The organism is Polaribacter sp. KT 15, assembly GCF_900143115.1.
In the GTDB taxonomy this organism is placed as follows: Bacteria; Bacteroidota; Bacteroidia; order Flavobacteriales; family Flavobacteriaceae; genus Polaribacter; species Polaribacter marinaquae.
This window is the reverse complement of record NZ_LT670850.1, coordinates 3,116,498-3,129,019: the sequence shown is the minus strand read 5'-3', so window position 1 is coordinate 3,129,019 and position 12,522 is coordinate 3,116,498. Positions and strand designations below refer to the sequence as shown.

Annotated in this window: 11 protein-coding genes; 5 read left to right on the top strand and 6 right to left on the bottom strand. The window is 28.0% G+C overall.

The features are described 5' to 3' along the window. Position 1: 1 nt before the first annotated feature. From B5464_RS13880 to B5464_RS13870, 3 genes are read right to left on the bottom strand one after another with little or no spacing between them, the layout of a single operon-like run. Positions 2–1,516, bottom strand: a complete 1,515-nt coding sequence (locus tag B5464_RS13880) for a cellulase family glycosylhydrolase (RefSeq protein ID WP_079738869.1) — start codon at positions 1,514–1,516, stop codon at positions 2–4. Continuing rightward, positions 1,510–2,724: a hypothetical protein gene (locus tag B5464_RS13875; protein WP_079738868.1), complete on the bottom strand. Its 1,215-nt coding sequence runs from the start codon at positions 2,722–2,724 to the stop codon at positions 1,510–1,512. Before B5464_RS13875 ends, B5464_RS13880 begins: the two co-directional genes overlap by 7 nt. Continuing rightward, positions 2,724–5,813, bottom strand: coding sequence for a hypothetical protein (locus tag B5464_RS13870; protein ID WP_079738867.1), 3,090 nt, complete (start codon positions 5,811–5,813; stop codon positions 2,724–2,726). Before B5464_RS13870 ends, B5464_RS13875 begins: the two co-directional genes overlap by 1 nt. Positions 5,814–5,990: 177 nt before the next feature. Here B5464_RS13870 and B5464_RS13865 point away from each other — a divergent pair, with 177 nt between their 5' ends. The 3 genes from B5464_RS13865 (at position 5,991) to manA (ending at position 8,842) form a co-directional block, all read left to right on the top strand. Beyond that, positions 5,991–7,130: a response regulator gene (locus B5464_RS13865; RefSeq protein WP_079738866.1), complete on the top strand. Its 1,140-nt coding sequence runs from the start codon at positions 5,991–5,993 to the stop codon at positions 7,128–7,130. 64 nt (positions 7,131–7,194) lie between these two features. Beyond that, complete coding sequence (locus B5464_RS13860) at positions 7,195–7,608, top strand: hypothetical protein (RefSeq protein ID WP_079738865.1); 414 nt, start codon at positions 7,195–7,197, stop codon at positions 7,606–7,608. Between the two features lie 22 nt (positions 7,609–7,630). After that, on the top strand, positions 7,631–8,842 hold the full coding sequence (gene manA / locus B5464_RS13855; protein ID WP_079738864.1) for a mannose-6-phosphate isomerase, class I: 1,212 nt from the start codon (positions 7,631–7,633) through the stop codon (positions 8,840–8,842). Here manA and B5464_RS13850 read toward each other — a convergent pair. Continuing rightward, positions 8,835–9,524 carry an NAD-dependent deacylase gene (locus B5464_RS13850; protein ID WP_079738863.1) on the bottom strand — a complete coding sequence of 230 codons (690 nt, stop codon included), beginning with the start codon at positions 9,522–9,524 and terminating at the stop codon, positions 8,835–8,837. The genes manA and B5464_RS13850 overlap by 8 nt on opposite strands. Before the next feature lie 70 nt (positions 9,525–9,594). Here B5464_RS13850 and B5464_RS13845 point away from each other — a divergent pair, with 70 nt between their 5' ends. Continuing rightward, entirely contained in the window at positions 9,595–10,266 is a 672-nt protein-coding gene (locus B5464_RS13845; protein WP_079738862.1) for an RNA methyltransferase, read from the top strand. Continuing rightward, positions 10,266–10,856, top strand: coding sequence for a YdeI family protein (locus tag B5464_RS13840; protein ID WP_079738861.1), 591 nt, complete (start codon positions 10,266–10,268; stop codon positions 10,854–10,856). Before B5464_RS13845 ends, B5464_RS13840 begins: the two co-directional genes overlap by 1 nt. A gap of 2 nt (positions 10,857–10,858) precedes the next feature. Here the strand turns inward: B5464_RS13840 and B5464_RS13835 are convergent, their stop codons facing one another. Both B5464_RS13835 and B5464_RS13830 read right to left on the bottom strand, forming a co-directional pair. Further along, positions 10,859–11,227 carry a DUF4258 domain-containing protein gene (locus B5464_RS13835; protein WP_077809322.1) on the bottom strand — a complete coding sequence of 123 codons (369 nt, stop codon included), beginning with the start codon at positions 11,225–11,227 and terminating at the stop codon, positions 10,859–10,861. 94 nt (positions 11,228–11,321) lie between these two features. Further along, positions 11,322–12,518: an alanine dehydrogenase gene (locus tag B5464_RS13830; protein ID WP_077809321.1), complete on the bottom strand. Its 1,197-nt coding sequence runs from the start codon at positions 12,516–12,518 to the stop codon at positions 11,322–11,324. Between the last annotated feature and the right edge of the window lie 4 nt (positions 12,519–12,522).

Here is a 12,522-nt window from a genome sequence, read left to right as displayed (position 1 = left end):
TTTAGTTAGTAATATGTTTAAACGAAAGTTTCTTTTCTCCTAAACTATTTATAAAACCAAATTTTTTCTGCGGATTTGTTCGCCAAGGTAAGCGTCCTAAAACTTCTTTAGGTACATTATCAAAATCATATAAAGTCCATGACATAAAAGAAATATTATTCTTTGTCAGGACTTTTTGCATTTCTGCATAATAGTTTGCTTGTTTTTCTTCAGAGCTAGCAAAAGGTCTCCAAATTCCGCTATAAGAAGACAATCCAAATTCTTGCAAAACAATTGGCTTGTTAGGTATATTAAGCTTTAAAGTTAAGAAATCACTTTCAAACTTCTCTTTATCTTCGTAATAGTGAAACGAAATAATATCTAGTTTATCTTTTAATATTGTAGCACTTTCTGTGTTAGACCAACCAACTGTTACAGGGTGAACTTTGTCTATATCTTTAATTAAATCTATCATAAAATTTAACCAACCAACAACATTTTCTTTTCCTCTTGAATCAAAATCTAAGTTTGGTTCATTTTTTATATCCCAAGCTAATAAAGCTTCGTGATCTTTAATTGCAGATACAATTTTTTCAGCATGTCTATGATTTAAAGTCCAATCTAGCACATCATAATTACCATAAAAATCAAACAAAGTAACAACTACTTTTAAATTATTCTTTTTAGCAACATCCAATACTTCTTTTAATTTTAAAATCTTGTTGTAATCTACGTTTGCTTTACCAAAATCTTCATATTGAACAAAAATTCTTATTGTATTTAAACCAGCATCTTCTATAATTTTAAAATCATTATCAATAATAGAAATATCATAATCTTCACCAAACATATCCCAAGGTGTTGCTTGCGGATAATAGTTAATTCCTTTTATATCATTATAAGCCAATGTTGCTGTGGTAATTTCTGGTTGATATGGTTTAGAGTTTTCTTTAACCATATGTCTAATTCGCCAAAAACCATCTTCTAGTAATAAAATATATCTATACGTATTAACCTCAGTAGTTTCTAAAATAAGCACGTTGTCTTTAAAAACTTTTTTATATTCTAACGCATCTGTATCTGTTAAAACCAATAACTGCCCATCTTCACTAAAAAATTCGATATCTAAATTATGCTTTAATGTTGTAGATTCTACCGTAATATTATTTTTCTTATTGTAATCTAAAATGCTATAAATATTAGTTCTTGCACTTTCTGTAAAATAATCTTCTATACCAACTCTTGTGTTTGTTTTGTATGCAATGTGTTTTACATACCAGGCATCTAAATAATCGTTTTCTACAGATTTTACTTTCTGATCGCTAATTTTTCTACCTTCATTTCCGTCATCTTTCCAAGTAACTTTTGGTAAATATTGATCTATTTTCTTAACCTCTGTATGCAACATTTTACTTCTGTCTGCACCGGTATTTAAGAAGCTGTATAAAGAACTTACTAAAAATAATAGTACACCAATAATAATTACATATGTAAGCATTAAAACGCCTCTAATTATTTTTCTATTAGTTTTTACCATACTTTTAAACCGTTAAATTCTTTTTCTATACCAGCAGTTTTTGTTTTGAAATCATAAATTCCGTCCTCAAAAATATTCGGATTTAAATTAAATTCTGCAAAACCAGCTTTAGATTCTCTAAATATAGTTTCTATCAATTTTTTATCCTTAAAAATAAACAGTTTTACAATTAAACCGTCTGGTATAATTTGCCCCATAAAACTCTCTAAAGGACCAATTTTTATAGTTCTATTGTTATTATTAAAGTCTACAGTATAATTATCTATTACTTTCTTAAACTTAAGATTTATAACGTTGCTTTCGGAAATACCGATAGAATATGCTTTTACGCTCCAATTTTCTTCAAAATCTGGATGAATAATTTTTGCATGTGCTACACCATTTATTGTTGTACCAGTAGTTTTTAAAATGTTTCCTTTTTTATTTGTAATGTAAAACTCTATAAAACTTCCATCTATAATTACATTATTAAGACGGTCTTTAATTACTGATGTATAAAAGGTTGTTATTTGATTTCCGTCTGCATATTCATGATTCCTTTTTGCATAGATTTTAAAATTGGTAGCAATTGCAGGCATAATATTTACATCAAATTCTTTTGAATTTAAACCGTAAGATTCTGATGAAATAATCATTCTACCACTTTTTAAAGGAGAATAAATATTTTTGTAACCTATTAATTTATCTGTAAAAATTGGAGCACTCCTTTCTGATTTTAAGAACTGATTTTTTACATCAACTTTACTATTATCTTTTATAGGATTGTCTAAACTATCTGTAGGTATTACAACTAACATTGTGTAATCTATTGCACCAGCATCTATACTTGGTGGGCCTAAATACGTTTCTATGGTTTTGGGCTGTTGCAAAGAATTTACAAATAAACTACCAGAAATATTAGTTTCTAAACCTATCGTTTTCCATGTTAAAAGTCCTCTTTTTTTTGATAAAAATTTAGGGATTCTAAATGTCACTTTACCATCATTTTTATCAGGATAAATCATCGAAGAACCATAACTATTAGAGCAATAAAGGTTAAAATTTAATGAATCTTTTACACCAAAATCTAAAAAAATCTCATCAGAAACACGAAACTCTTTTTGCGTTGTAAGTAGAGAAACTTTACCTACAGAATTTGTTTCTTGTGCATTTACGCAAAGAGTTAAAAAATAAATAATTAGTAATATTAAATGTTGTTTTTTCTGCATTATTTAGGATTACCGATATACATATTCAATTCTATTCTTACATAACTAAACAAAGAATGTTCTACTTTTTGTAGTTTTCCAAATGTATGATTTTCAATTCTTTTAGGTATTATTTTAAAAGCAATATCTTCATTTGGCAAACCATTTACAAAACAAAAACTCATATCGTCGCTAATGGTCTTTATTGTAGGATTTTCTGGTATTTGATAATTAAAAGGCAGTTTTCTTTCTTGACGTATTCCTTCTTTTAAAAATAGATTATCAACCCAAATCATCTCTTTATCTTCATTATAAAAAGTAATTATTAATTGCGGAATTGTAATTTCTTGAATTCCGCTATTAAATAAAGTTCCGCTAATATTATTTTGAGAAATTTCGACATCACTTAGTACAATATCTTTAAACAAATCTGAATTTGACGTATTACCAGCTGCTTGTAAATTAAATTTGGTTGGTTGTTCACTCAATTCTATTGGTGTAAATTCATCAGGATTAAATGTTTTAGGAATAGAATCTTTTGTTTTTGACCACGCAATTCCTTCAAAATTTATTCTGAAAGCACTTATTTCTTTTGGCATCAATTTATGCTTTAAAATATGTTTTGCATTATAAGTTGCAAGCTCTTTATTATCGTCGTTATAAAGTGTTCCTTTTAAAACCACATCCGAAGGTACGTTGTCTATATTTTGTACTTCACCAATTATAGAATAACGCTTATTAAACTTAATTAATTTTGCAGAAACTATCTCTAAAACAGGTTGTTTTAAAACATCTTCATGATGTGTTTGTTCTGTTGTTATTCTTCTTCTTCCTTGATTAAAATAACCTGTTACATTTTTAGAATATAGTTGATCTGGTGGTAAATCTATCGATTTTTTTGTTGCTTTTATATACCATTTTCCTTTTCTCTTAACAGCTGTTCTATATTCTAATTTTGATAATTTTTCTAATGGAGTTATCCATTTTGTTTCTACCTTTAAAGTGGCTAAACTGTCTGTTTCTTTTATAACATCGGCAGTAATTGCGTCTAATTTTGCATATGAACTTAACAGACCATCTGTTACAGAAATTTCTAAAAGATATTGCGCTCTAGACATATCTCCTTCCGGATCTATATAACCATAACTTTTATTTAATTCTTTAAAATCTATTGCATCGTAATATGCTTTTACAACATTTTCTGGAGACCTTTGGGTATCATTTTTAATGTAAAACATGTAACATGCATATGAAATAACAATAATCATAATAACAGCCCAAATATGTAAAGATTTTAATACCAAACTAGAAAATTTGGTGTAGTTATTTTGAAATTTAAAATATGCTGGTTTTGGTTTTACTCTTGTTTTTAAACTATTTACAAATAAAGACTGCACATTAAACATAAATGCAATTAGAACTGTTAAAAACGGAATTGTACCCCAAATTATTTTTACCCAAGCAGGCACATCTTCTTTAGGTAAAATTGATGAAACTGGCGGTACATTTAACTTTTCCCAAACCATAATTCCGTTTTCTAATTGAGATAAACGTTGCCATCCGCAGAAAAATAAAACCGGATCGTAAAATTTATCATTAGAAAAAATATACTTTAAATTGTATTTTTCTGGTGTTGTTAAAAATTGTTGCAAAGATCCAATACCAGCAACACCTTTAAATTTTGAATTTTCTAAACGTTCTATTGGTCTTGTAGTTAGCTCTGGTAGTCGTCTTGCAGAATGATAATTTCCGTCTACACTCATTGCATTTGTTTGTGCTGCTAACCAAGCCATTTGATCGCCAAATCCTAAAGTTAAATAGCGCCAATGGTCATGAGAATCTTGGCTCAAAAAATTTACAATTGGTAGCATTTTAATTTTCTGGGGTTGAGAAGGTCTAAAATATCCTAAACTCATTGTGAAAATTACAATAGCAACATACATAGATGCTAAAATACCACCAATTAAACGATGGTAAACAGCACCGAATTTTCGCTGTATTAATTCTTTTAAATCTCCTTCTACAAATCGATATATAAATTCTCCAAAAATGGGAATAGACATTATAGAACCCCAAAGTGTAAATCTATCTAACGTTAAAATATTAAAGGCAGTTTCACCTAAAATCATCTTAGGTATTGGTGTTGTTCCACCAGTACCTAAAATTACCAACATTGTAAAAGATAAACCAAAAAACAGGTATCTTTTACTATAATATCTATAAAAAATATAAGGTAAAATAAATAATAACAATCCCCACGGAATTGTAAAAAACACCAAACCAGAAGATGTAACTTCTATAAAACTATCTCTAGAACCATGCGGAATAGGAACTTGGGTAATAGGATTCTTCTTCGAGTTTAACCAATATGGAAAAATACAGAAAACAATTAAAAATAATGCAGATAGCCCAAAAGCCATATTCTTTTTTAACTGCTTAAAAAACGTTTTTATAAATAACGAAAATTTAACTTCTTTATAAGAATCTACTTCTTCTCGAGCAACATCCATAATTACAGTTCCAATCAACGGAAAAATAAAAAATAGCATTCCAAAAATAGGAGTAACATGATGTGACGTTACCGTTACAGAAATTAATGAAAGTGATGTAAAAAAGAATTTATATTTACCCGTTTTTAACCATAAATAAATTTCTGGCAACGCATGCATTAATATCGAAACACCAACTATACTTGGTAATTGGCCAAAAATATGCAGTGTTTCTACAAAAGAAGAAGAAAAAACAGCCAAAACAGATGCGTAACCTGCAACAGTTCTATTAGAAGTAATTAATAAGGAATACCTATAAGAACCCGTTACAAATAAAATGATTGCAATTATTGCAACTGTAAATAACCCAAACTTTAAACCACCAATTAAAGATAAAGCACCAATTGTTTGATGGACTAATGGCGGATAACTTTGTACCGTAAAGCCTGTATACCATTTGTAGTTCCATGGTTCAAACCATCCATTTGCATAATGATCTGCAAAAAACAAATGAATTAATGCATCATAAGTTGTTTCTAGTGTAAAAAATATAGAAGAGCCATGAAAAACAATGGCAAGTAATATTGCTGTAATTAAATATTTATTAGACTTCTCTTTCATTAACTATTTATAACTTATAATAATGTAAATATAAAAATTTTTAAGGTTAGTTTTTTTTTATTTAACTTTACTAACAAACCATTCATCTAAAGATATTTACCTTTAGTATCAATAAAAAAAAAACAAAAGAAAACAAAAGTACATTTGTGTAATCGTTTTTACAAAATAAACTCAACTATGAAAATACTTGCTATTGATGATCAGAAATTAGTTCTAATTCCTTTAGAAAACAGACTTAAAGAAATAGGATATGAAATAATTACAGAAACTGATGGTCGTAAAGGAATCGAATTATTTAATTCTTTTCAACCAGATTTAGTAATTGTAGATATAAATATGCCTACAATATCTGGTTTAGAAATTGTAAAACACATTAGAAATTCTAAAAAGCCTAAAACACCAATAATGATTCTTTCTGGTAACACAGATGATGAAATGATTACAGAAGGTTTTGAACTTGGTGCAAACGATTATATGAAGAAGCCATTGAGTTTAACTGAAGTTTGTTTAAGAGCTAAGAATTTAATAGGTGTGCCAGAGAATAAAGGACCTAAAAAGACTTTTAAAAATACAATTATTCAAGAAAGATGCGTAGGTGTTGTAATTCCTTGTTATAATGAAGAAAAAAGACTTTTTAGTACCGAATTTACAGACTATATAAAAAAGCATTCTGGGTATCATTTATGTTTTGTAAATGATGGTAGTACAGATAAAACGCTAGAAGTTTTAAATGAACTTAGAAAAGGTAGAGAAGACTTTATAACAGTTTACGATTGTGAAAAAAACGGAGGTAAAGCAGAAGCTGTAAGGCAAGGTATGTTACATATGGCCAAACAAGAAGATTTAGATTATATTGGTTTTTTAGACGCTGATTTGTCTACTGATTTATCAGATTTTGATGATTTGGTTAAAACTATAGAAAACTCGAATTACAAAATTGTTAGCGGATCTAGAATTAGTAGAATGGGTGCAAACATTACAAAAGAATCTGCAAGAAAGATTATTAGTTTAACTATTAACTATATAATTAGAAATATTCTGAAAATGGACTTTAAAGACACACAATGTGGTGCCAAAATATTTCATAAAGATGTAATAGACATCTCTTTTGGTGAAAAGTTTGTTACTCAATGGATTTTTGATGTAGAAATTTTTAGAAGAATAACATTACACTTTGGATTAGATAAAGCGAAAGAAATTCTTTGTGAACAACCTTTAAAAAGATGGATTCATGCAGATGGTTCTAAACTTTCGATGAAAGACTCTGTTAAAATTGTTGGGCAATTAGCGCAAATAAAATGGCATTATAGAAAATAAATAGTACAAATTAAGTAGAGAAAGAGTAGGGACTTTCTCATAAAAAATTAAAATTTAATTAATTATGAGAAATGGTTTAGTTATCGTTTTTGATGAAACATCAAAAATTGATAAAGAGGTTTTAAAAAAACCTTGTTTTAATAAAAAAGTAAAAATTTGCCTTGTTAAGAACGGAAATGTGCAAAATATATTAGATTTGCTTTATAAGTTTAAAGAACAATCTGATTGTGATATTTCTATATTAGATTTAAAAAAGCAAAAAAAAGAAATGCTTGCTATAAAAGCTGGTGCTAGATTTTTATCTAATAATGAAGAATTAGGTTTAATTTTATATTCAAAAAATATTTCTTTTTTAAAGCAAAAAATCTTTAAAAAAATTTCAAAATTAAATATAAAAGATTTTCTGAAAAAAGAAACTGATCAAAGAGTTTTGTTTAGAAAACTATATGATTTACAACAAGTTGTAAACTACGAATAACAGTAAATATTCGATATTAAAAATGAGAAAAATTTTCAAATTAAAAGGTAAAGTTCAAAATTATGATTGGGGTGGTACTAGTTACATTCCTAATTTAGTTTCAGAAAATATCAAAGAAAATACTACTTATGCAGAATATTGGATGGGCGCTCATATAAAAGCTCCATCAGAAGTTATCACAGAAAATGAAAATATCTTACTGAATAAATTTATAGCGGAAAATTTAACTGTTAGTTTAGGTAAAGATGTATCCTCTAAATTCGGAAAATTACCATTTCTTTTTAAAGTCTTAGATGTTAACAATATGCTTTCTATTCAAGTTCACCCTTCAATAGAAGCAGCCATTAATGGTTTTAATTTAGAAGAAAGTAAAGGAATACCATTAACCGCTAAAAATAGAAATTATAAAGACAAAAATCATAAACCAGAAATAATGGTAGCGCTTAGTGATTTTTGGTTATTACACGGATTTTTAGAAAGAAATAAACTTATAAAAAATTTAGAGCAAACTAAAGAATTAAACTTTTTAAAGGAAATTTTCTTAGATAAAGGTTTTGCTGGTTTGTATAAATTAGTAATGAATTACTCTCAAAGCGAAGTAAATAATATTTTACAACCTTTAGTTGATAGAATTCTACCAAAATATGTAAATAATGAATTAGATAAAGCATCTCCTGCTTATTGGGCTGCTAAATCAATTTACGGTAAAACTAATAAAGATATTGATAAGGGTATTTTTTCTATTTACTTTTTCAATATTTTAAATGTTTCTAAAGGTGAAGCTGTTTTTCAAGATGCAGGTGTACCACATGCATATTTAGAAGGAAAAAACATTGAATTAATGGCGAATTCAGACAATGTTTTAAGAGCAGGTTTAACATCTAAACATATCGATGTTGATGAACTTATTAAAAATACAAAATTTGAAGAAACCATTCCAGAAATATTAAAAGGAAATTTCAATGCTCAAAACGGTGAAACAGTATTTAAAACAAAGGCAATTGATTTCGAATTAAGTAAAATTTCTTTGGATGATTCTATTACTTATCATAAAACTTCTAATTCAATAGAAATTTTAATCGCTTTAGAAGGAAGTGCTACAATAAAAGATAATTCTTTTAGCCTAAATTTAGAGAAAGGAGAATGTATTTTGATAAATGCAAATACAGATTATAAAATTGAAACATCTAAACATGTAGAAATTTATAAAGCTAGTGTTCCAGAAATTATCTAATTTCTTTTAATAGTTTTAATAATTTATCGGTTCCAGAACTTGCAACATCTTCAATAATTTCTAATTTTTTAACGTTTTTGTTTGATACAGAAGGTTTAGGATCTATAAAATATATTGGCGTATTTGATTTTACAAAATCTATCAAACTAGCCGCAGGATAAACTTGCATAGAAGTACCAATAATTACTAAAACATCTGCTTTTTCTACAATTTTAATTGCAGTTTCTAACATTGGTACCATTTCTCCGAACCAAACAATATGAGGCCTTAACTGGCTTTTTTTAGAACATAAATCGCCCAGATTTAAATCTTTTTTCCATTCAATAACATCATTTTCGTTTAAAGTGCTTCTTACTTTTAACAATTCGCCATGAAGATGTAAAACATCAGAACTACCAGCTCTTTCATGTAAATCATCTACGTTTTGTGTTACAATATTTACATTAAAATATTGTTCTAATTCAACTAAATTAAAGTGTGCTTTATTCGGTAAAACTTCTAATAATTGCTTTCTTCTTTTGTTGTAAAATTCTAAAACTAATTCAGGGTTTTCATTAAATCCTTTAAGTGAAGCAACTTCCATTATGTTATGACCTTCCCATAAACCATCAGCATCTCTAAATGTTTTAATGCCACTTTCTGCAGAAATGCCTGCACCAGTTAATACAACCAAATTTTTCAATAGTATAGATTTTTATTATTTTTAGTAATAGTTATTGAAACCTAAAAATAATAATTTTAAGTTTGTAATTATGATTGATGATAAATTATTACAATATTTCGAAACTTTTTTAACAGAAAAAAGAAAATTACTATTTAAAAAAATTCTTGAAGAAAGAACTCGCCATTTTACTGTTGTTTTAGAAGATATTTATCAACCTCACAATGCAAGTGCAGTTGTAAGAACTTGTGATATTTTTGGAATTCAAGATGTTCATACCATAGAGAATAAATATAATAATAGTGTTTCTAGACATGTTGCTAAAGGTTCTCAAAAATGGTTAAATCAATATAGATATAGAAACGATGGCGATAACACAAAAACTTGTTTAAACGGTTTAAAAGAACAAGGTTATCAAATTATTGCTACAACTCCACACAACGATTCTTGTCTATTGCATGATTTTGACATTACAAAAAAATCTGCATTTGTTTTCGGAGTAGAGGCAGAAGGTGTTTCTGATTATGTTATGGATACTGCTGATGGTTTTTTAAAAATACCTATGGTTGGTTTTACAGAAAGTCTAAATATATCTGTAGCTGCGGCAATTATTTTACAAGATGTAACTACAAAACTTAGAAATTCTAATTTAGATTGGAAATTGAGTGAAGAAGAGAAAAATATTATCTATTTCGATTGGGTAAAGAAAACTATAAAAAATGTAGATAAAATTGAAGAACATTATAACTTAAATGTTAAATAATGCGTGCAAATGTTACTTCTTATATAAATGGTAAATCAAACTGGAAAAAAGAATTAGAAACTATAAGAGCAATTCTTTTAAAACTTCCTTTGGATGAAGATATAAAGTGGGGAATTCCGGCCTATATTTATAAGGGTAAAAATATTTTAGGTTTTGCTGCTTTTAAAAACTATTGCGGAATTTGGTTTCATAATGGCGTATTTTTAAAAGATGAAGCTAATTTACTTATAAATGCACAAGAAGATAAAACAAAAGCAATGCGCCAAATGAGGTTTTATAATTCAAATGAAATTCAACCAGAAATCATTAAAACTTATTTTTTAGAAGCAATTGCAAATTCAGAAGCTGGTAAAGAGATTAAGCCAAAAAGAAATACAAAACCTTTAGCAGTACCAACCATATTGTCTTCTGCATTATCATGCGATAAAATACTAGCCGAAAAATTTAATAGTTTTAATATAGCAAAGAAAAGAGAGTTTTGTGAATATATTTTATCAGCAAAAAAGGAAACAACTAAACAAAATAGATTAGATAAAATAAAACCATTAATTCTAAACGGAATAGGCTTGTATGATAAATATAAAAAATAAATTTAATTAACTATAACCTTTTGTATAGTTGAAGTAGAATCACATCTTTTTACTAATAAACTTACTTTCTCTAACTCTTTTTTACCAGTAACAAAATATTCTGCACATGGTTTTTGTCTGGGTTTTCCTTTACCAAAATCTACGTCACCATTTTCTAAAATTGTAGATATTTTAAGTGTGTCAATATCAAATTTTAGCATCGCATTTTTAGCTTCATCAGAAAAAAGACGCTTTTTTATTCTGATTGTTTTTAATGTTCTGGCATCCATACCATAATCGAAACTAGCATTTTTCTTTTGCCAGAAAAAATATACACCAATAGAACCTAAAGTTAATCCAACTAAATAATAAAAAATTCTTTTTGCTAACATGGTAAAATTTTAGAAATGCAAATTTAGTTTTTTTGTATGTATTTATTCAAATTGAAGTACTTTATTTTAATAGAATAAAACATCAATAAAAACGTTACATTATTAAAAGATTAATATCTCTAAAAGGTAAATCGAACCAATCTGCAACTGTTTTGTTTGTTAAAATTCCGTGGTAAAAATACATACCATTTCTTAAGCTTTTATCAAACCTAGCTGTATTTTCAAAACCTCCTTCTTCTGCAATATTTAATAAATAAGGCGTAAAGATATTACTAATAGATACAGATGCTGTTCTTGCATATCTTGCAGGAATGTTTGGTACACAATAATGTATAACGCCATGTCTTACAAATGTTGGTGTTTGATGCGTTGTAACATTCGAAGTTTCAAAACAACCACCTCGATCGATACTTACATCTACAACAACGGCACCTTCTTTCATTTTTTCTACCATATCTTCTGTGGCACAAATTGGCGATCTGCTTTTACCTCGAATAGCACCAATTGCAACATCGCATCGCATTAAAGCCTTAGAAACAGATTTTGGTTGTAAAGTCGATGTATAAATAGGAGAGTTTAAACAATCTTGTAATTTTCTTAATTTACTAATCGAGTTATCAAATACTTTAACTCTTGCACCTAAACCAATAGCAGTTCTTGCCGCGTATTCACCTACAGTTCCTGCACCAAAAATAACAACACTAGTTGGCGGTACACCACCAATATTACCAAATAATAAACCGTTACCTTTATTAACGCCGCTCATTAATTCGCCAGCAATTAAAATAGAAGCAGTACCAGCAATTTCGCTTAACGATTTTACAATAGGATAAGAATCATGCTCATCCTTTATATAATCGAAAGCAATAGCTGTAATTTTCTTTTTTGCTAAGCATTCAAAATATTTTTTTGATTGCGTTTTTAATTGAAGTGAAGAAATTAAAATAGCTTGCGGATTAATGTAAGCTATTTCATTTTCTGTTGGCGGTGCAACTTTTAAAATAATATTGCATTTAAAAGCTTCTTCTACGTTGTAAGAAATTTTAGCACCAGCATCAGAATACTCTTTATCTGTAAAATTTGCTCCATCGCCAGCACCCGTTTCAATAACAATTCGATGACCGTTTGCTGTTAATGCTCCAACTGCATCAGGAGTTAAACAAACTCTTTTTTCACTTAGATAAGCTTCTTTTGGCAAACCTATAAAAAGTTCTCCTTTTTGTTTTTTAATTTCTAATTTTTCTTCTTGAGGAATTAATTCTTCTTTACTAAACGGAGAAAATGAACTCATAGTT

Coding starts and splice junctions, on each gene's coding strand:
- B5464_RS13845 (WP_079738862.1), top strand. CDS start 9,595: ATGATTGATGATAAATTATTACAATATTTCGAAACTTTTTTAACAGAA.
- B5464_RS13865 (WP_079738866.1), top strand. CDS start 5,991: ATGAAAATACTTGCTATTGATGATCAGAAATTAGTTCTAATTCCTTTA.
- B5464_RS13860 (WP_079738865.1), top strand. CDS start 7,195: ATGAGAAATGGTTTAGTTATCGTTTTTGATGAAACATCAAAAATTGAT.
- B5464_RS13880 (WP_079738869.1), bottom strand. CDS start 1,516: ATGGTAAAAACTAATAGAAAAATAATTAGAGGCGTTTTAATGCTTACA.
- B5464_RS13870 (WP_079738867.1), bottom strand. CDS start 5,813: ATGAAAGAGAAGTCTAATAAATATTTAATTACAGCAATATTACTTGCC.
- B5464_RS13840 (WP_079738861.1), top strand. CDS start 10,266: ATGCGTGCAAATGTTACTTCTTATATAAATGGTAAATCAAACTGGAAA.
- manA (WP_079738864.1), top strand. CDS start 7,631: ATGAGAAAAATTTTCAAATTAAAAGGTAAAGTTCAAAATTATGATTGG.
- B5464_RS13835 (WP_077809322.1), bottom strand. CDS start 11,227: ATGTTAGCAAAAAGAATTTTTTATTATTTAGTTGGATTAACTTTAGGT.
- B5464_RS13875 (WP_079738868.1), bottom strand. CDS start 2,724: ATGCAGAAAAAACAACATTTAATATTACTAATTATTTATTTTTTAACT.
- B5464_RS13830 (WP_077809321.1), bottom strand. CDS start 12,518: ATGAGTTCATTTTCTCCGTTTAGTAAAGAAGAATTAATTCCTCAAGAA.